Genomic DNA, 18,027 nt, shown 5'->3' with positions numbered 1-18,027 from the left:
TCCCGCGCCGCGCATGGCGGCCATCTTCTCCCGGGGCACGATCAGCTTGCCGACGCCACCGGTGAGGAGGACCACGGCCAGCAGCCCGGCGCAGATCCACAGGGCGAGGTTCATGAGATCTCTTCCAAAAGGGTTGTGGTAAGAGTCCGGCCCCGAAACAGGAGCGGCGAGCGTTGCCTGGGCCGTACTGACGCGGGGCAGCAGTACGGCCGCAGCATCTCGCTCGTCATCCGTGCCGGCCGGGCTGGTAGTCACCAGCAGGCTGCTGGACGATGACGTTGAAGCGGTTGAGGGCGTTGATCATGGCAATGAGCGCGACCAGGGCGGCGAGTTGGTCCTCGTCGTAGTGCTGGGCGGCATCGGCCCATGCGTCGTCGGTAACGCCACCGGCGGCATCGGCGATGCGAGTGCCCTGCTCGGCCAACTCCAGGGCGGCGCGTTCTGCCTCGCTGAAGACCGTGGCCTCACGCCAGGTGGCGACAAGGTTGAGGCGGGTGGAGGTCTCCCCGGCGTGCGCGGCGTCCTTGGCGTGCATGTCGACGCAGACGGCGCAGCCGTTGATCTGGCTGGCGCGCAGCAGCACCAGTTCGCGTGTCACGGCCGGCAGCGTCGAGTCCACGAGCGCCTTGCCCGCTGCGATGAGGTGCTTCAGGGACTTGCCTGCGACCGGGTTGTCGAAGAGGTTCAAACGGGCATCCATGGTGATCTCCTAGCGTTGTTTTCGCTGTCGGCCCTCTGAGACAGAGCAGCCCGGCAGCCTGTGACGGCAACCAAGTGTGATGTGCGTCTCTCCGTCCAAGGCGACGAGCACCTGCTGGCGACCCGGTACGGGCGGACACCCGCCGGATCACCAGGCAAAGCAGCGCAAGGCACGAACGAGCGTCGCGGTGACCCGGGAAAGACCAGAGAAGATCAGATCCGGATCCGGTGGAGATGTTTTGGCATCGGAAAAGGTGGCCTGGCCAGGGAGTTTCCGGCTCGGCAATGGACGCGGCTGAGCGAACAAGCCTAGGTCGGTCTCGACGAGAATCTGCGGCTGACCAGGCGCTTGAGTTCGGAGCGAATGTTTTCGGTGTTCCTCGACACGATGAGCAGGCCCAGAGCCTCGCACCGGTCGCGCTGTGCAGCGGGCGACACGATGTGAACTCGATCACAAAGCCTGTCGAGGCGGGAGATGTCGTGATCAGATGTCGGCTCGGAAATATCGACGAAAGGTTATGGATGCGTACACGCGGCAAGCTGGCGACCCTCCTGGCCAGCGCGACCCTGGCCTCCACCGCGCTGGTCGCGGGCGCCGCCCCGGTCAGCGCGACCGGACCATGCGGCAGCAGCTACTCCCGGGTCGGCGCCTACGCCGTCCCCGAGAGCGGGACCCGCAAGGGCACGCTGGAGGTGTACTACAACTCCAGCACAGGCAAGAACTGCGCCCTCATGTACGGCTACGGCTCCACCGCCAACACCACGACCTGGAAGAGCGTCAGGATCCAGAGATCAGACAACACCGGGCTCGACCAGGATGGCGGCAACTACAAGTACTACGCCGGCCCGGTGTACGTTTCGGCGCCCGGCCAGTGCATTGACGTGGAAGGCAGCGTAGGCCAAGCAGGCGTGTCATATTGGGACGTGCACTGCGGCTGAGAATCTTCCGCCGAGGCCGGGTGCGCTCCCAGGATAAACTGCGGGCGGCACTCGGTCGCATAGCAACATTTACAACTCGGCGGCGCATCAGTTGGACAGCCGAGACCGGCCACGATGCCCCGTACATGCGCAACTAGGCGACGTTCCGCCCGACGGCGCAAACAGTGTCATAGACGCCAGGCCCAGAGGGCTCTGACGTAGAGGGTCGCGATGATGTCGACCTGCCATCGGCCATGCCACCGGTGCCCTCTGTGTATCTACGCAACATATCTTTATTGTTGCCTCTCCAGTTATCCATCGTGTTTTCGGAGCATTTATGGTGCGAAATGATGAGCCACGTATCCATCATTCACCGGCGATCAGAGCACTGGGCGACGCCCTAACTGACGACAGCGACGGCACCTCTCCGGTGTCACATCTGAACGAGGCCGGTCGCATGCCCCCGAACATGCGCATGGGGCCGTTCGCCATGGGCATGCTCGGCTTCCCGCTCGCGCTCGAACACGACAAGATCGTCGGCTACGCCGAGAGCACGGTCACCAACGCCATCGCCGGGCTGCACCAGCGCCGGGAAGGGCTGCACTCGGTCGCCGACAACATCGAGATCGCGGAACTTAGGAACGAAGAGCATGTCCGACGGATTTAAGATCCCCATCCCCGGCGGTACCCCAAGCCCGTGGCAGCCCGGCGACGAGGGCGGCGACCTCAGAAACGTGCAGTATCTCACCCTCGCCATGTTGGTGTTCAGCGCCTACGTCTTCCCTCACCTGGAAAAGGCGGTGCTCTCGTACGGGCTGACGGTGCCGACCGACCCCCAACTGGTGCACAGGTCGGCGGACGGCTGGAGCTCCTTCGGCGGCGGCGTCCACGCCGCGGGCCGAACGGCGCAGCAGCAGCACGACAGCGTCGCGCAGGCGAGCTGGCAGGCGCCGGAGCGTGACCTCTACGAGCAGCGGATGGACAGCTACGTTCTGGCGTCGGACACCGCGTCCGACTCCGCCCAAACCCTCTCGACCATACTCAGGTGGGTGGCCAACATTCAGACGGCGTCGATCTACCTCGGCCTCCTCTCGGCAGCCGCGATAGCGGCGACTGCGGCCAAGAGCCTGCTCATGGGACCGGGAGGGCGCCTGTACGGCCACCTCGTCGCAAAGTCGGCGGCGGCGAGCATCGAGGGAAGGGTCAGGCAGTTGCAGCGTTTCCTCGCCACTGCCGCGGTAAGTGTCGGCCTGGCGGCCGCCGGCGCCGTCACGGCCGAGTTCACCCTCACCGACGGCCTCAAGTTGTCATATGGGGCGGGGCGGCCGGAAGGCGGCAGCACCGCGGACGTCTGATCCGCTCCCGCGGGGCCGGGATGGGCCCAGCCCCGCGAAGCTCCTTCAGTGACCGAGTTTCCTCCGCATGCGATCCAACTCACCCATGGCATCGCCCATCATCCTGTCGAACGCCTGCTGAGCCTCGGCGACCTTCGCCAGTGCCGTTTCCGGGTCCGCCATGGCGGAATCCACGCCACCGAACGACTCGTCCACGATCGTGGAAACCTGCCGCTGGAGGTCGACGTCGGCGTCACGGATGGCGGCGAGAATCGCTTCGGACATCTCCCCGACGCTCATTCGCTTCGCTCTCGGATCGATGTCGAGCCGGGTCACACCACCCTGCATGGTGCACTCGACCGCGATGTGGCCGTTGGACGCCGTGGCCCGGCCGACCGCCGCCGCGGCCTCCTTCTGCTCAACCGCGAACTTGGTCGCGCGTTGCTGGGAATCTCGCAAGAACGCCTCGACATCGATGTTCGCGAAACTGCCAAGTGGGCTCTCCACCGGTTTCCCCCCGTTGCAAGCACTTCCAACTGACGGTAATAGCACAAGTTGCTTCTGCTACACCATGGACGATCGGGCCTATAGCGATTCTCGCCGCCCTCGCCTTATTCGTCGTTATATTGTCACAGCTCGGTTCGCGGGGGCGCGGGCGGGACCGCGAGTTGATCGCCGAGGTCGCTTCGGCGGTACAGGACATGCCGTCCGTCGCGGGCCCGGGTGAGCAGACCAGTGGTGTACAGCACGCGCAGGTGCTGGGAGACGGCGCTGGGGGTCACTTTCAGGCGGCGGGCGAGTTCCACGGTCGGCAGCGGCTCGTCCAGGAGGCCGAGCAGCGCGGCGCGCGGCGCGCCGAGCAGCGACACCAGAGCGGTGGCATCCGGCGCAGGAGCCGGATGCCACAAGGTGGCCACTCCGCGGCAGGGATAGGTCAGGCGCGGCGGTTCCTCGGGGTGAACCGGCGGGGTGGGCTTGTGGGCGAACACCGACGGCATGAGCAGCAGTCCGCGCCCGGACACCGCCACGTGGTGCCGGCCGATCATCTGGTCGATGGACAGCACTCCGTCATGCCAGCGCAGGTTGGGGTGCATGTCAGCGAACAGCAGGCGCGCGCCGCCCACGGCCAGTTGTCGCGCCCGGTAGGTCATGTCGGCCTCCAGCACCAGCTGCATCTGCGGCCAGATCGGCTCGATAGTCAGCTCCCAGTAGCGTCGCAGCACGTCGCAGGCGGTATCGCGGAACCTGGCTGCCGCCGCGTTGTCGGGAACCGGTTCTGCGACCAGCGCGGCCGGCACGTCCCTGCGGATGACCTTTGGAGGTGTCCGCCGTACGAGGGACAGTTGTTCCTCGAATGTCGGCGCGAAGGTCGTGGGCCGCGGCGTCAGGAAGTCAGGAAGGGCGAGTTTGCTTCCGACCAGGGACGTCAGCAGGCGGGTGTCTCGCGCGTCGAGGCGGGCGAGCGCGGATCTGCGCCACGGCAGATGCAATGCGTACAGGCCGGGCTCCCGCAGCACGCGCAGGCTCAGAACCGTTTCTTCCAAGGGCGAAAGGGCGAAGTGGGTGTCTGCGAGGTCCTCGACACCGAGCTCGAAACTGATCATTAAGTCAGACGCTACATCAATTGTCCGCGGGGCTTGAAGGGCATGGAATTCACCACGTGACACATATGGCTTCTTGCCCTGCGAAGAGAACGGCGATGGTGACCGGGGCGGCCCGTGGCATCGGCGCCGCGGTAGCCAAGCGGCTGGCGCGGGACGGCCTGGCGGTGGCGGTCATCGACCTGGACGAGGCGGACTGCGCCGGAGCCGTCGAGGCGATCAGGAGCGAGGGCGGGGACGCAGTGGCGATGGCGGCCGACGTCGCCGACGAGGGCCTGGTCGGTGAGGCCGTCGCGAGGGTGGCCGCCGAGTTTGGGCCGCCGACGGTGCTCGTCAACAACGCCGGTGTGGGTCCGCGCGCCGATCTGGTGGAGATGACCACCGAGCAGTGGGACATGGTCTTGGGGGTCAATCTGCGTGGCCCGTTCTTCCTCACCCGCGCTGTCGCCCCGTACATGATTGAGGCGGGGTGGGGGCGCATCATCACTATGTCGAGCATCTCCGCCGTGGGAGACGCCGCCCGGGTCGACTACGCCGGCGCGAAGGCGGGGCTGATCGGCTTCACCAAGTCGCTGGCCCTCCAGCTTGGACGGCACGGCGTCACGGCCAACGCCATCGCTCCGGGGTTCGTCGTGAGCGACATGACCAGGACCTCGGCCCGGCGGCTCGGACTGGAGTTCGAGGAGTTCCAGCGCAAGGCAGCGGCATCCATTCCGGTAGGCAGGGTCGGGCAGCCGGAGGACATCGCGCATACCGCTTCCTACCTGGTCAGCCCGGAAGCGGGGTTCGTCTCGGGACAGGTCGTCTACGTAGCCGGCGGACCGGTGGACTGAACCTCGGCCCGGCCGCGCCTGCCCTGCTCGCCCGGTCTCGGTGACGTCCGCCGGAACCGTCGTACCGTTCGTTGCCACGGTGGGCGCTGACGTGCTCCAGCAAAGCCGGGTCAATGCAACCAGGCCCAACCGAACGGAAGGAAGAAGACATGGAAGGCTTCGACCCTCGGACGAGCTTCGGGTACGAGGCGTCACAGCGTTACGACGCCGACGGCACCCGAGGGGACGAGGAGCAGACGGTCGCGTTCCTCACCAGGCACGCGAGCGGCCGTGATGCGCTGGAATTCGCGGTGGGCACCGGCCGCATCGCTCTGCCGCTGATGAGGACCGGCGTGCGGGTGGACGGCGTCGAACTGTCGCCGGACATGGTGGACCGGATGCGTGAGAAGCCGGACGGCGACATGATCGAAGTGACGATGGGCGACATGTCCCGCGTCGCCACCGGACGCAGCTATGGGCTGGTCTACCTGGTGTACAACACGATCGGCAATCTCCTCAGCCAGGACGACCAGGTCCGCTGCTTCGAGAACGCCGCCCGGCACCTGACCGACGAGGGGGTGTTCGTCCTCGAATGCCGGATACCGACCGCTCCCGCACGCCCCGGCCACCAGTACGTCGACGCCGAACACCTCGGAGTCGACCATGTCGGCCTGGACGTCGGCCGCTACGACCCCGTGACGCAGATTCTCGACAGGAACCACGTTCGCATCAGCACCGACGAGATCATCCTCAGCCCCATCAGGCTCCGACTAGCCCATCCCCCCGAGTTCGACCTCATGGCCCGTATCGCGGGCCTACGCCTGCGCGAAAGGTGGGGAGGCTGGGAGGGCGAGCCGTACACGGCCACCAGCTGGCGCCACGTCAGCGTCTACGAGCGGCGGACGAATGGGCCTGCTCATGAGCAGGAGGCCGTCTAGGGGCTCACGCAACCCCCTCGGTGGGGGAGGACATCGCTGATCGGCCTTCGAGGAGGCTGAGTGCCGCGGGGTTGACACACTCATCCAGCATCCCTACTCGCTCTCACACCGCATCGTCGCCGACGATGACAGGCGGCGCAGCGGAATCAGCGACCGACTGCTGCGCTTGCCGGTCGGGCTGGAGGACGTCGACGATCTCTGGCGCGATCTCGACCGCAGTCTTCCCATGCCTATGAGGAGGTACACCCATGACATACGACGCAGACCTCTCCGCCGAGCAGGGACTCATCGAAGCCCTGCACGTGCCAGGACCATCTGGGGCTCATGCCGACAAGCTCATGCTTTTCGGCCAATTCGTAGGATCCTGGGACATCGAATGGTCAGGCCCAGCGCTCGACGGAGACTCCGCCCAGGCCAAGGGCGAGCTCCACTTCGGCTGGGTCCTCGGCGGCCGAGCCGTACAGGACACCTGGATCATGCCTGGCCGCAACGAGGTGGCAGCACCGAACATCAGGGCCTTTCATGGCACGACAGTGCGTTTCTACGATCCGGATCTGGACGCGTGGCGCTCCACCTGGATCGAGCCGATCAACGCCCGTGTTCGCCGCTTCATCGGGCGGCCGGTCGACGGGGACATCGTCCTGCTCAGCGATGAGGACGATCCGTGGCTGCGTTGGCGCTTCACCGAGATCACCCCCTCGTCGGCGCGATGGCTTGGCGAGACGTCCTCCGACGAGGGGGCAACCTGGGTCTTGGATGAAGAGATGATCCTCACCCGCCGCCCGAACTGATCACCGCACCTCGGTGGCACATGATGAGCCGCACGTCGCCGCCGTCCTCGGTGCGATCCATGCCGCCAGGCCCCCGTGGCCTGCGCATCCCCCGAAGATCTCAGCGTCGTCGGCTTCGACGACACGGAGGTCGCCTACATGTCCTCGCAGGCTGACCACCGTACGCCAGGCGCTGCGCGACATGGGGGCCGTCGCCCTGCGCACGGCCCTGCGGCTGGTCGCCGGCGAGGAGATCGAGTCCCGTCACGTCGAGCGCGCCACCGAACTGGTCGTACGCGAGTCGAGCCTGGCCGCCTGACGGCGGGCCGCACGGATCCGTTCCGGTCACCCGGACCGCCTCCCCAACCGGTAGTACACGGTGAGACGGAACGGATCGGGAGGACGTGATGGCGGATGGGTTCGCCGACTATGTCGGGCAACGACATGAGCGGCTGTGCCGTACGGCGTACCTGCTGACCCGCGACTGGCAGGCCGCCGAGGACCTGGTGCAGACGGCGCTGGTCAAGGCATGGACGGCGTGGCGCAGGATCGAGGCCGACCCCGACCCGTACGTGTACCGGATCCTTGTCAACACGCACGCCTCCTGGTGGCGGCGGCGCTGGCGGGGCGAGGTGCCGACCGAGGCGCTGCCCGAGGGCCCGGCAGGGCCGGACTTCGAGACGGGCGTCGCGCGGCGCTCGGCCCTGTGGGCGGCGGTCGGCGCCCTGCCTCCCCGGCAACGCGCGGCGCTCGTCCTGCGCTATTTCGACGATCTGACCCCGCAGCAGGTGGCCGACGCGCTCGGATGCTCGGTCGGCAGCGTGAAGAAGCAGTTGAGCAGGGCGCTGGCGCGGCTCCGGGTGGATCCCGCCCTGCACGACCTGAAGCTGGAGGTGCTCCGATGACCCGATTCACCGAGGACGACCTGCGTGCGGTGTTCTGCGAGAACAGCGTCCGCGAGGCCGGGTCACCTCCCCGGGTGAGCGAGATCAGGCGACGGGGAACCAGGTCACGCCTGCGCCGGCGGGTGACGGCGGGGGCGGCCGTGGCGGCGTTGGCGGGGGCCGCCGCGACGGTCGTGCCCCTGACCGGAGCCATGGTGGCGTGGTCCGGCGAGACGGCCACGAGCTCCCAGGCGGGAGTCGAACTGCCGCGGACCTTGGAGAGCAGGTACGGGCCCGTGTCGCTGATCTTCGGTCAGACCTATCGGTCCGTGGGCGAGAGGGAACGGATCACGTTCCGGCCGACCAGCGTCCACACCGGGGTCGCGCTCCGGTGCGCGGACCCGAAGGCGTGGGTGCTGGTCCGGGACACGAAGGGCACGTGGAACGATCTCACCCCCTGCGTACGGCTGGGCCGGGGCCTCCAGGTCCAGTACGAGGAGAGGTCCGTGACACCGGACTGGCTGCGGGCACCGCAGAGTCTGGAGGTCTGGGTCTTCCCCGCCGACGCGCCGATCGGATCGCCCACGACGGGCGACAGGTGTGCCCTCGCCGACCGGCGGGCGGGGACGTGCGACGGGCCGTGGGACCGCGAGGCGATCACCGCGATGCCGGAGCGCCTGGCGGCCGCAACCGGCCCCTCGCGAGGGCTCTGGTCGATCGGGGTCTACGACCAGGAGCCGCGCCCCGGCTCATGAGAGTCGACGGCATGGTCAACCGGGATCACGAACGCGGGGGTGTCCGGAGCACGGCGCCGGACACCGGTTCTGAACCGCGCGTCGCATAAGGCCTCGGCTACGAAGGAGCGAGTGGGTCCGCAGGCAGAGAGCCCTTGGTGCTGGTCCAAGGAGGACCAGCATCGAAGCCGTGCCTTGTGAAACCCCTAGGTCGCGGTCGACGCTGCGGCGATCGCGTTCCGGGGCCTGCCCGCCGCCGTGGACCAGCGAGCTGGTGGACGCGGCCTCGGCGGCGCCGGGCTGCGGAGCGCTTACGTGCGTTGCGCTAGCTCGCGCCGGCGCAGTTCCTCCAACTGCTGCCGGGTCACGGCTATGTCCTGACCGCTGACCGTACGTCGCGCCCCACTCGCTGGCAACGTGGTGGGCGGAAGATGCGATGAGACTCAGTCCGGCTGACCGTGAACGAGGTCGACGCGGGGCGCGAGCAGCGCGGTCACGGCCACGATGAACGCGCCGCCCAGCAGCGCGGTGGTGAGGCTGGTGGTCTCGGCGAGAATGCCGCCGGTGAGGGGGCCGAAGAGGAGCCCGAGGCCTTGCACGCCGGTGGCGGTGGCGACGCCGGTGGAGGGATTGTAGAGGTGGGTGGCCCACAAGACGGTGATGGCGACGATCATGTTGTACGCGGCGCCGTTGCGCCCGCCGATCTCGACGAGCGTGCCGGTCTCGTCGAGGGACCAGCCGACGGGTACGACGTGCGGCATGCCGTCGGCGCCGACGGTGGCCAGGCGCCCCAGCAGCCGCTCGCCGCGCAGGTAGGCCAGCTCGCGTTCGCTGAAGACGCTCATGCCGTCACCGTCCGCAGGGCGCGCACGGCGTACGGTGAGACCGCGACCCCGACCACCGCCACCCCTCCCGCCAGCCAGAACAGCGCGGTGAAGGCCGAGTCGGGCACGGCACCGGCGCGCCCGCCGCTGCCGGAGGCGATCACGGCGGCGGCGAGCTGGCTGCCGACGACGCCGCCGACGGTGCGGGCGATGTTGTTGAGCCCGTTCGCGGTGCCGGTCCTGGCCCGCGGCACGATGTCGACGATCAGCTTCGGCAGCGCCCCCATGACGAGCCCGGACCCGGCGCCGACCATCCCGTAGAACACCGGGTGATGCCAGTACGCGCCGTGCGCCACGGCGATCAGCGCCGATCCCGCGGTCATCGCCAGGAACCCGATCGCCAGCGGCCAGCGGGAGCCGATCGCCTGCGAGATCCGGCCGACTGCCATGCCCGCTGGGATGATGGCCAGCATGCCGGGCAGCATCAGCAGGCCGGCGACCGTGACCGAGGCGCCGAAGCCGGCGCCGTCAGGGCCGGGCCGTTGCTGGGCGAACAGCGGCATCGCCACGTAGAAGAAGTACGATCCCGCGCCGAACACCAACGCGGCCAGATGCGTGGCCAGCATCGGCCGGTGGGCCAGCTCCGCGACGTCGATGAGGGCGTCACTCCTGCGCCGCTCCAGGGCCAGCAGCCCGGCGGCGAGCAGCGCCCCGAGCGCGAACAGGCCGAGCACCGGCGCCGAGTACCACCCCCACGAGGGGCCCTGGGTGAGGGCGAGCAGCACCGCGACGAGGCTGAGGCCGAGCAGCACAGAGCCGGGCACGTCGAGCCCGCCGGAGGCCGCGCGCTCGCCGCGGGGCACCCATCGCGCGACCATGCCGAGGCTGATCAGCGCCAGCAGCGCGCCGAGGACGAACAGGTGGCGCCACGACAGCCGGTCGGCGAGCAGCCCGCCGACCACCAGCCCGGCTCCGGCCCCCGCGCCGACGATGCCGGACACCAGGCCCATCGCGGACGCCAGCCGTTCTCTGGGCAGCGCCTCGCGCAGGATCGCCATCGACAGCGGCACCACCGCCAGCGCCGCGCCCTGCACGACCCGGGCGGTGATGAGCTGGGCGATGTCCTGGGCGAGCGCGGCTCCGGCCATGCCGACGGCGTACGCGGCGAGCACGCCGACCATGACGCGGCGCTTGCCGTACAGGTCGCCGAGCCGTCCGAGCAGTGGCGTGAGCACCGCGCTGGACAGCAGGAACGCGCTGAGGATCCAGGCCGACCAGGCCGGTGTGGTGTGCAGTTCGCGGGTGAGCAGGCCGAGCGCGGGCACCACGACCGTCTGCATCAGGGAGTAGCCGAAGACCGTCGTGACGAGCGCCGTCACGATCTGCCGGGGGGATGCGGGCATGGCTCACCTCCAGATTTGATTCGTTCCACGAACAGTTCGTAGTGCTAACAACATAGTTTGTAGCACGAACTGTCTGCAACTACACTCGGCGGCAGGAGGTGCGGATGAAGAGCGCGATAGACGCCGGGCTGGGCTTCGCCGCGGCGCTGGTGCGGATGTCGCACCTGGTGCAGCACGTCTTCGCCGACGTCAGCCGCGAGCGCGACGTCACCCCACAGCAGGCACAACTGCTGTGCGTGCTGACGAGCGGCGACGGGATCGGGATGACGGACCTCAGCAGGCTCCTGCACCTGGAGAAGCCGAGCCTGACCGGGCTGGTGGACCGGGCGGAGCGGCGCGGGCTGGTCCGCCGCGTGCGCGACGGCGCCGACCGGCGCGCGTGCCGGGTCGAGCTGACGCCCGAGGGCGAGGTCCTCGCCGTGCGGGTGCACGGGGAGATCGTCAGCAGGCTGGAGCAGCTGGCCGCGGACCTGCCGGGCGAGGACCTGCAGCGGGTCGCCGGCACCTTGACCACCCTGCTCGCGCAGACCCACTAGACGGAGACCTTACGCGCGTCCCGCGCCGCGTAGCGTGACCGCGCCAGCGCGATCTGCTTTTGCCGCCGGCTTGCCGGCTCTGCCGTCGAGGCGGCCGCGGGTGCGCGCGGCGGCCCGGCCGCACCTACGATGCCTGCAGCCCGGCGCGCCGGTCCAGGAAGGGGAGGTCTTCGTCCAGGTCGTCGGGCGGGGATCACCCACCAGTCGATGGGCGAATCGTGCGTTGTTGAGCGTCGACGACATCGGTTGCTGCCGGTCAGCCACGAAACCGCCGAAGCCTTCTACCGCCTGGACGACGCCGCCTACGAACGCCGCGCTCTCGCCGTCACCAGCAACATCCATCCCTCCGGGTTCGACACGATCATGCCCAAGACCATGGCCACTGCCACCGTCGATCGCCTCATGCGTCACGCGCACATGGTCGAGACCAGCGGCGAATCCCACCGCCTGGCCGAAGCCCTCGCCGGCAAGGGCGTCATGCCCCTGACCCGACCGCCCCGGCCCTAAGAAATTCGAGTGCGCCAGGAGCACAGCCGGTGTTGCATGAATCAGATGACCGACGAACCACTGGAACGACTCCGCGCCGCCGCACGACGCACCCGGGAACTGGCCCTGAATCGGGCGGCCACCGGCCTGGGCCACGAGGACGCCGACGACGACGTCGGCACGATCGGCACGGACGATGCCCTCGGGTTCGACCCGTTCTCTCTGCTCGAAGCCCTCCACCACAACGGGGTCCGGGCCGTAGTGATCGGGCAAGTCGCCGGCATCATGCATGGATCCACCGAACTGACCGGCGATCTAGACCTGCTCTGGGACGGCACCCCAGCCCACGCCCCGGCCCTGGCGGCCGCCTTCACCTCCGTCAACGCCCAACTCGCCGACGAAACGGGCAAACCCCTAGCAACTCACCAGGATTCCTTTCTCCGCCCTAAAGTGCAGTTCACCTCACCCGGAGCCAGCGGCGACTGCTGCACCCCGGCGCTCCCCTGGGGAAACCTGCAAGTCCGCGAGTTCCTCGACCGCGCGATCACCGCAGTCGATCCGGGCGGCTTGGAAGTTCACTACGTCTCCCGAGAAGACCTGATCCAGATGCGTCGCGCCATAGGCCGCCCCAAGGACCTTCGCCGAGCAGACGAACTGGACTCGTTCGCCTCAAACCGCCGAGGCGACAGCCCACAGCGGTGAACATCCTGACGACGGGCCGCCTCGACCGAATTGCCCTGGTCGTTTGCTGGATGGGAAGATTACGGCGTGACCGATCAGCGTCCGCGCCTCCCGATCTCGCGGCCAGACTTCTGGGCGGCCTGTTTCCTCGACGAATATGCTGACGACGTTGCTGGCGTTGACGTCGATGTGAGCGATGAGGAGTACGCGCCCGACCTGGTGGTCGAGTACGGGGCCGGCGGCGGGTACGCCCTGCTGGTGTCCTGCGCCTCCTACGGAGTCACGCTGAGCCTGTGCCACCCAGGCGCGGCGAAGCCGGTGGAGCTGGGCTGGGACGACCTCGCGCATTGGCATCCTCACGCTTTGCGCTGGTCAGAGGTCGACCTGGTGTGCCGTGCGACCGCCCTCGCCGATCCCGATGCCGGCTACCCCGGGCCGCACCTTGCGCTGCTCGGCCGCTTCGGCCCGGCGTGCACCGAGGCCGACGCCGCGGTCGCCGTGCCGCTACTGCGCGAGGCGTTCGCCACGCTGCCGGGCCTTGACCGCTACCAGCGCCACACCTACGCCTCGCGCGGCGACATCCGCGCCTCCGGCGTGCGCTGGAAGAAGGATCCCACCGGGTGGTGGTACCCGGTCCAGGGCGGGGACACCGGCGAGGAGTGGCACGACCCCTATCGCGACGATCCGGACGCCGAAGACTACCTCGACGGCGGGCTGTACTCGACGCGCGAACCGGGCAACTCCGACTTCCCGTTCGCCGCGCTGGCCGCAACGGTGGACCGGGCGCGCGCCCGCTGCGCGGCCCTGCGCGAACAGCCCTGGACGGTCGCGGCGCCTGTCCAGGCAGCGGCCGATGCGTTCGGCGGCCATCCCTCGGCCGCACACCGGGCGGGCTTGTTCGAGGCCCTGCAGGCCGCAGGCTGCGTGGACCGGGCCGTGCTGGGCGCGCTGGCGCCGGACGCGGGCGAGCTACGGGCACTGGTGATGGCCGAACTACTCCTGGGCGTGGAGCCCGGCAGTCTGGTTCGGGCCCGGTCCGGCCCTGAGGCGCCGCGCCCACTGCGCCATTACTACGCCAACGCCTACCTGCCCGTAGCCCACGACGCCCCGCGCAAGGGCCTGGCGTCGCAACTCAAGCCGCCGCTCAACACGGCCCTGCGGGCGGCCGGGCTGGGAACCACCGACTCGGGCCCCGTCCGGCTGGGTCGGCATGACGGCAGTTCAGTCGACGACCTCTCCCTGAGGTTGATCGACGACTGGCGCGCAGGGTTGGAGCTGGTACGCGAGGCGCTGCGGACGGCGGGGGCGCCGGAGGGCAGCACTGTAGAGGTCCGCCGACGCGGCGAGACCGTCACCGTGAACCTAGAGCAGCCGCTGCCCCGACACCCTCGTTGACATGATCGCCGGCAAGAGCCCGCACGCATGACCTGCGGCCAGTGGACTCGGCGGCTCCGGCCAGAAAAGGTGTGAGATCAGCCCGGACGTCATCGGCTCGCCATCGCCCAGTTCATCCCCGACGACCAGTGACCTGCTGCACGGCACGCCCTGATCGGCAGCGTACGTCGCACAGCCGGCGGGTGGTCGACCTGTGGGCCGGGGACGAGGTGAGCGGTGACACGCTGACCGGCGTCTACTCCTCCACCAAGGGCGCCGCGACGCTGGTGGCGGCGCTGCTGGTGCAGGAGGGGGTCCTCGATCTCGACGAGCCGATGGCCCGGCACTGGCCGGAGTTCGCCGCCGCGGGCAAGGACGGGATCACGCTGCGGGACGTGCCGACTCACCGCTCCGGCGTCATCGGCGTTGACGGCGGGCTGTCGGTGGCCGAACTGGCCGACGACACGGTGATCGCGCGACGCCTGGCGGGGCAGCGGCCGTACTGGCGTCCCGGTTCGGCCTACGGCTACGGCGGGTTCGTCTCGTTCGCCATGGTGAACGAGGTGATCCGGCGGGTGGCCGGGCAGTCGCTGCAGCAGGTCTACGACGGGCGCATCCGGACCCCATACGGGCTGGACCTCTACCTGGGGCTGCCCGCGGCCGAGGAGGAGCGGTTCCGGCCGATCCAGTGGTGGACGGCAACGCCGGAGCAGGAGGCCGCGTTCTGGTCGAATCTGCCTGGTCCGCACAGCATTCTCGGCATCGGGTACGGGCTCGACAGCACGCCGCCGCTGGACCAGGTGGCCTTCGCCAACACCCGCGCGGTGCGTGCCAACGGGCAGGCGTCAGCCGGCGGGGTGGGCAGCGCGCGCGGCCTGGCCGGCCTGTACGCGCGGCCGTCTGGGGCCTCGACGGACGCCCCCCGCTGCTCAAGCCGGAGACCGTCGGGGAGTTCTCCATGCTGCACTCCACCGGCGGCGACCTGGTCCGGGGGCAACAGGGCAACTACGCGCTCGGGTTCCAGGCCAAGGGCCTGCGATATACGTTCCTCGGCGCGAACGCGTTCGGACACGACGGCTCGGCCGGTTCTGAGTCCTTCGCCGACCCGGTCAGCGGCATCGCCTTCGGCTACACGCGGCGCCGTTTCGGATTCGGCTGGTCCTACCCCGAGCACGACCGGCTCGCCGCCGCGGTCCACCGCGCCGCCTCCTGAAAGGGACCTCGATCAACGCCGGCCATCCCGAGGGGAGCGGCCTCGCGCTGCTGGTGATACCCGCCGCGCAGCGGCTGATGGTGATGGACGGCACCATCATGACCGTGGGCCTGCCCCGACCGCCTCGCCGCCGACCTGGTGGCCCTGCTCGGTCACGCGGAGGTAGGCGTGCGCGGCGGGGTCGCGGGCCGGCAGCGTGGCCTCCTGGTCGCCGGCACCCGCCAAGGTTCGTGAGCCTGCGGATCTTGCGGAACTACCGCGGCTCCTGGGCGGCCTCGCGTTCGAGGTTGTCCAGGAGCCTCTCGATCACGATGTCGTGCTGCCGGCGGATGACCAGCGGCCACATCAGCCGGAACATCCCGCCGGTGCGTCCCTTCAGCTCATGCCGTACGAGAGTGCCCCCGCGTTGGGGGTGAAGGGTGAATCCGTGTCCGCCGCTGAGCTGCTTACCGGTGTCGAACCACAGCCGGCGCCCAGGTTCCACCGCCCCGACGCGGTAGCGGAGCTCGGAATGCTCGACCGGCGCGCCCGGGACGAGGCCCTCCGGCAGCCGGAAGGGGCCCGTTCCCTCCGGCCAGAGCCGATCCTGGTCGCCGCCGATCGTGGCGAGCAGTTCCCAGACCTGCTCTGGTTCGGCGTCGATGAAGCGCTCGTGCATGTTGTAGACCATTCCCAGCCTCCATACGGCAGCGTATGGGAACTACCATACGCCTGCGTATGGAAGACTGGCACTGTGAGGTCGGTAACGTGAGCCGCCTGTCGGCCGGCGACTGGGCGAAGGCGGCACTGGAAGCCCTCGCGAAGGGCGGGCTGGCCGCCGTCGCGGTGGAGCCGATAGCGGTACGTCTGGGCACCACCAAGGGCAGCTTCTACTGGCACTTCCGCAACAGGCGTGCGCTGGTCGAGGCGGCGCTCGCGCTGTGGGAGCAGGACACCGAGAAGGTGATCGCGGCGCTGAACGAGATCGCCGATCCCGCGCGGCGGATGTGCGCCCTCCTGGAGAACGCCATGGCCGATCCCGTCGACGCGGCGATCTCCTTCCGGCTGATCAGCGCCGCCGACGATCCCGGGATCGCTGAGATAGCCCGGCGGGTGAGCGAGCGGCGCCTGGCATTCATGCAGGCCGCGCTGGAGGAGATGGGCACGCCCCCCGACCTCGCCCGGCGACGCGTCGTCGTGGGTTACGGGAGCTATCTCGGGGTGGCCGCGCTCCGCAGGCTCGGCGCCAGCGACGAGCCCCTCACCGACTTCATCGACCAGGTCATGGCCGGACTGGCACTCCCGCCGTCATAGAGCCTGTTCCTTGACGCCACCCGCAGACCCGACAGGTCGGCGCCACGCCGGAGCGGACCCTGGTAGGCGTCGATGTGAGTGTCTCGGTCGCCTCGGGGAGGATCGGACCGGATTGGCGGCAGGCAGAGGCGGCCGGCGATCTACCCGATCGCCTTGCCGCCTATCCCGATCTTTCCCCGACCTCGGAAGTCAGGGCTGAGGTCCCGGACGCGCCCGGCAGGCCCCGCGCACCCATCCAGGCGAGCGCGGTGGACAGAGCCCAGAGCACCGCGCACTGGGCGCAGACCATCGTCCACGAGGCGCCCTCGGGAAGGTTGTCGAGCAGCGGCAGCCGCACCGCCAGCAGGAGCAGCCCGGTGGCCGTCATGGCCAGCGCCCATGGCGGGGAGCTCCGGCGGGCGAGTACGACCACGGCGCCCGCCGCCCACACGAGGATCGTCGTGCCGAAGCCCAGCCACAGGTGGAGCCAGTCCAGGTCGTACGGTCGCAGGGCGACGACCAGCCAGGTGCCGCCCAGCACCGCCAGGCCGGCGGCCGCCGGCCACAGGCTGGCCGCCCACGACCGGCGTCGCGGCGTGATGTCGCTGTGGAAGCCCAGCAGGAGCGCGATCACCGGCGCCGCCGTGAACACCAGGGTCGCGGATTCCGACAGCGGCCGGTCAGTCAGGGGTCCGGCCAGGATCATCGGGATCAGCATGTAGACCAGTGTGGGTGCCACGCCGATCGCGGCCATGACCTTCGCCGTCCTGACGTGGCCGCGCATGATCGCTACGAACGCGACTGCCGAACATAGGTCCGCCGCGGAGACGATCGACACCAGCCGTTCGACGGAGCCTGGCGGGCCCGTCCACGCGACGTGCGTGCCGAACGCCAGCGCGTGACCCCACTGCAGGAGCTGGTTGACGCTGCCCACGGCCTGGTAGCCCAGTCCGAGCAGCGCCACGAGCCGGACGGCCTCGCCCCAGGCGACGAAGCGGGGAGAAGCGCCCGCGCCGCCAAGGCGCACCCGCAAGGACAGAGACAGCACGCTGGCGATCTCGCCCCACCGAGGCCGCGGGTTCACCTCGTCGGGTGCCTCGCCAGACAGCTCCATGAAGGCGTCCACCATCTCCTCCTCGCGCTCGGCGCGGTAGGAGGCCGGCAGCAGGCGCAGGACGGAGCGGTAGCGTTGTTCGAGCAGGCTCATGCGGCGCCTCCAGCCGTCCTGGCCCGCAGGCGGACGGTGGCGGCCTCGGCGGTGGCGGCCATCCTGGCGGCCTCTTCCCTGAGCACCTTGGCGCCGTCGTCGGTCAGCCGGTAGTAGCGCCGCAGCCGTCCCTGCTGGGCCTCTTCCCGGTCGAGTTCGACCAGGCCGGCGGCCGAGAGCCGGTCGAGCACCCCGTACAAGGTGCCGATCTTGAGTTGCACGTGCCCCTCGGACAGCCGATCGACCTCCTGGACGATCCCGTAGCCGTGCCGGGGCTCGTCCACCAGCGCGGTCATCGCCAGGAACATTGGCTCCGTGATATTCACCCATCCACGATATCC

The 18,027-nt window shown here is 69.3% G+C and carries 24 protein-coding genes and 2 pseudogenes; 17 read left to right on the top strand and 9 right to left on the bottom strand.

The genetic code is table 11. From position 1 onward, the window contains the following. Nucleotides 1-226: 226 nt before the first annotated feature. On the bottom strand, nucleotides 227-700 hold the full coding sequence (locus tag E1292_RS15910) for a carboxymuconolactone decarboxylase family protein (RefSeq protein WP_132595944.1): 474 nt from the start codon (nucleotides 698-700) through the stop codon (nucleotides 227-229). Between the two features lie 521 nt (nucleotides 701-1,221). Between E1292_RS15910 and E1292_RS15905 the strand changes: the two genes are divergently transcribed. From E1292_RS15905 to E1292_RS15895, 3 genes are all read left to right on the top strand, one after another. Further along, nucleotides 1,222-1,638 carry a spore-associated protein A gene (locus E1292_RS15905; RefSeq protein ID WP_132595942.1) on the top strand — a complete coding sequence of 139 codons (417 nt, stop codon included), beginning with the start codon at nucleotides 1,222-1,224 and terminating at the stop codon, nucleotides 1,636-1,638. Nucleotides 1,639-2,074: 436 nt separating this feature from the next. Further along, a complete protein-coding gene (locus tag E1292_RS15900; protein ID WP_132595940.1) occupies nucleotides 2,075-2,284 on the top strand; it encodes a hypothetical protein in 210 nt (69 codons plus the stop codon). Next, nucleotides 2,268-2,972 carry a hypothetical protein gene (locus tag E1292_RS15895; protein ID WP_132595939.1) on the top strand — a complete coding sequence of 235 codons (705 nt, stop codon included), beginning with the start codon at nucleotides 2,268-2,270 and terminating at the stop codon, nucleotides 2,970-2,972. Before E1292_RS15900 ends, E1292_RS15895 begins: the two co-directional genes overlap by 17 nt. Nucleotides 2,973-3,017: 45 nt before the next feature. Here the strand turns inward: E1292_RS15895 and E1292_RS15890 are convergent, their stop codons facing one another. Next, nucleotides 3,018-3,458 (bottom strand): YbaB/EbfC family nucleoid-associated protein, encoded by a 441-nt coding sequence (locus E1292_RS15890; RefSeq protein WP_165974565.1) that lies wholly within the window; start codon nucleotides 3,456-3,458, stop codon nucleotides 3,018-3,020. A 122-nt stretch (nucleotides 3,459-3,580) separates the two neighbouring features. Further along, complete coding sequence (locus E1292_RS15885; RefSeq protein ID WP_246090141.1) at nucleotides 3,581-4,618, bottom strand: ArsR/SmtB family transcription factor; 1,038 nt, start codon at nucleotides 4,616-4,618, stop codon at nucleotides 3,581-3,583. A gap of 2 nt (nucleotides 4,619-4,620) precedes the next feature. Here E1292_RS15885 and E1292_RS15880 point away from each other — a divergent pair, with 2 nt between their 5' ends. From E1292_RS15880 to E1292_RS15850, 7 genes and pseudogenes are all read left to right on the top strand, one after another. Continuing rightward, nucleotides 4,621-5,385: an SDR family NAD(P)-dependent oxidoreductase gene (locus E1292_RS15880; RefSeq protein WP_132595936.1), complete on the top strand. Its 765-nt coding sequence runs from the start codon at nucleotides 4,621-4,623 to the stop codon at nucleotides 5,383-5,385. A 149-nt stretch (nucleotides 5,386-5,534) separates the two neighbouring features. Next, nucleotides 5,535-6,302 carry a class I SAM-dependent DNA methyltransferase gene (locus E1292_RS15875; protein ID WP_132595934.1) on the top strand — a complete coding sequence of 256 codons (768 nt, stop codon included), beginning with the start codon at nucleotides 5,535-5,537 and terminating at the stop codon, nucleotides 6,300-6,302. 79 nt (nucleotides 6,303-6,381) lie between these two features. Beyond that, nucleotides 6,382-6,513 (top strand): annotated as a pseudogene (locus E1292_RS55770) (PLP-dependent transferase); the annotation flags it as partial. Between the two features lie 37 nt (nucleotides 6,514-6,550). Further along, nucleotides 6,551-7,093, top strand: a complete 543-nt coding sequence (locus tag E1292_RS52670) for a hypothetical protein (protein ID WP_246090140.1) — start codon at nucleotides 6,551-6,553, stop codon at nucleotides 7,091-7,093. A 181-nt stretch (nucleotides 7,094-7,274) separates the two neighbouring features. Then, nucleotides 7,275-7,391 carry a hypothetical protein gene (locus tag E1292_RS15860; protein ID WP_246090139.1) on the top strand — a complete coding sequence of 39 codons (117 nt, stop codon included), beginning with the start codon at nucleotides 7,275-7,277 and terminating at the stop codon, nucleotides 7,389-7,391. Between the two features lie 88 nt (nucleotides 7,392-7,479). After that, nucleotides 7,480-7,977: a SigE family RNA polymerase sigma factor gene (locus E1292_RS15855; RefSeq protein WP_132595932.1), complete on the top strand. Its 498-nt coding sequence runs from the start codon at nucleotides 7,480-7,482 to the stop codon at nucleotides 7,975-7,977. After that, nucleotides 7,974-8,711 carry a hypothetical protein gene (locus tag E1292_RS15850; RefSeq protein WP_132595930.1) on the top strand — a complete coding sequence of 246 codons (738 nt, stop codon included), beginning with the start codon at nucleotides 7,974-7,976 and terminating at the stop codon, nucleotides 8,709-8,711. Before E1292_RS15855 ends, E1292_RS15850 begins: the two co-directional genes overlap by 4 nt. 422 nt (nucleotides 8,712-9,133) lie before the next feature. On the opposite strand, the gene E1292_RS15845 is transcribed toward E1292_RS15850, so the two are convergent. Both E1292_RS15845 and E1292_RS15840 read right to left on the bottom strand, forming a co-directional pair. Next, nucleotides 9,134-9,535, bottom strand: coding sequence for a PNPOx family protein (locus E1292_RS15845; protein ID WP_132595929.1), 402 nt, complete (start codon nucleotides 9,533-9,535; stop codon nucleotides 9,134-9,136). After that, nucleotides 9,532-10,917, bottom strand: a complete 1,386-nt coding sequence (locus E1292_RS15840; protein ID WP_132595927.1) for an MFS transporter — start codon at nucleotides 10,915-10,917, stop codon at nucleotides 9,532-9,534. The genes E1292_RS15845 and E1292_RS15840 overlap by 4 nt, the downstream gene beginning before the upstream one ends. 104 nt (nucleotides 10,918-11,021) lie before the next feature. On the opposite strand from E1292_RS15840, the gene E1292_RS15835 reads away from it, so the two are divergent. From E1292_RS15835 to E1292_RS53750, 6 genes and pseudogenes are all read left to right on the top strand, one after another. Beyond that, on the top strand, nucleotides 11,022-11,453 hold the full coding sequence (locus E1292_RS15835; RefSeq protein WP_132595925.1) for a MarR family winged helix-turn-helix transcriptional regulator: 432 nt from the start codon (nucleotides 11,022-11,024) through the stop codon (nucleotides 11,451-11,453). Nucleotides 11,454-11,699: 246 nt separating this feature from the next. Continuing rightward, complete coding sequence (locus E1292_RS53755) at nucleotides 11,700-11,960, top strand: ATP-binding protein (protein WP_281284038.1); 261 nt, start codon at nucleotides 11,700-11,702, stop codon at nucleotides 11,958-11,960. 45 nt (nucleotides 11,961-12,005) lie between these two features. Next, nucleotides 12,006-12,641, top strand: a complete 636-nt coding sequence (locus E1292_RS15825; RefSeq protein ID WP_246090138.1) for a hypothetical protein — start codon at nucleotides 12,006-12,008, stop codon at nucleotides 12,639-12,641. Nucleotides 12,642-12,707: 66 nt separating this feature from the next. Further along, complete coding sequence (locus E1292_RS15820) at nucleotides 12,708-14,015, top strand: hypothetical protein (RefSeq protein ID WP_132595922.1); 1,308 nt, start codon at nucleotides 12,708-12,710, stop codon at nucleotides 14,013-14,015. A 41-nt stretch (nucleotides 14,016-14,056) separates the two neighbouring features. Next, nucleotides 14,057-14,884: pseudogene (locus tag E1292_RS55765) on the top strand (serine hydrolase domain-containing protein); the annotation flags it as partial. Between the two features lie 68 nt (nucleotides 14,885-14,952). Further along, nucleotides 14,953-15,207, top strand: coding sequence for a serine hydrolase family protein (locus E1292_RS53750; protein WP_246090137.1), 255 nt, complete (start codon nucleotides 14,953-14,955; stop codon nucleotides 15,205-15,207). A 96-nt stretch (nucleotides 15,208-15,303) separates the two neighbouring features. Here E1292_RS53750 and E1292_RS54930 read toward each other — a convergent pair whose 3' ends face one another. Together E1292_RS54930 and E1292_RS15810 are read right to left on the bottom strand one after the other, a co-directional pair. After that, nucleotides 15,304-15,432 carry a hypothetical protein gene (locus tag E1292_RS54930; protein ID WP_281284037.1) on the bottom strand — a complete coding sequence of 43 codons (129 nt, stop codon included), beginning with the start codon at nucleotides 15,430-15,432 and terminating at the stop codon, nucleotides 15,304-15,306. Nucleotides 15,433-15,460: 28 nt separating this feature from the next. Beyond that, entirely contained in the window at nucleotides 15,461-15,877 is a 417-nt protein-coding gene (locus E1292_RS15810; RefSeq protein WP_132595920.1) for an SRPBCC family protein, read from the bottom strand. A gap of 77 nt (nucleotides 15,878-15,954) precedes the next feature. Here E1292_RS15810 and E1292_RS15805 point away from each other — a divergent pair, with 77 nt between their 5' ends. Further along, nucleotides 15,955-16,500: a TetR/AcrR family transcriptional regulator gene (locus E1292_RS15805; RefSeq protein WP_165974564.1), complete on the top strand. Its 546-nt coding sequence runs from the start codon at nucleotides 15,955-15,957 to the stop codon at nucleotides 16,498-16,500. Between the two features lie 160 nt (nucleotides 16,501-16,660). Here E1292_RS15805 and E1292_RS15800 read toward each other — a convergent pair whose 3' ends face one another. Both E1292_RS15800 and E1292_RS15795 read right to left on the bottom strand, forming a co-directional pair. Beyond that, a complete protein-coding gene (locus E1292_RS15800; RefSeq protein WP_132595917.1) occupies nucleotides 16,661-17,686 on the bottom strand; it encodes a hypothetical protein in 1,026 nt (341 codons plus the stop codon). Then, nucleotides 17,683-18,012 carry a PadR family transcriptional regulator gene (locus E1292_RS15795; RefSeq protein WP_246090136.1) on the bottom strand — a complete coding sequence of 110 codons (330 nt, stop codon included), beginning with the start codon at nucleotides 18,010-18,012 and terminating at the stop codon, nucleotides 17,683-17,685. Before E1292_RS15795 ends, E1292_RS15800 begins: the two co-directional genes overlap by 4 nt. Nucleotides 18,013-18,027 lie beyond the last annotated feature (15 nt).

Origin of the sequence: Nonomuraea deserti (genome assembly GCF_004348685.1) — a bacterium.
Lineage (GTDB): Bacteria > Actinomycetota > Actinomycetes > Streptosporangiales > Streptosporangiaceae > Nonomuraea > Nonomuraea deserti.
The sequence above is the reverse complement of the archived record's forward strand: the minus strand, read 5'-3'. Positions and strand labels throughout refer to the sequence as shown.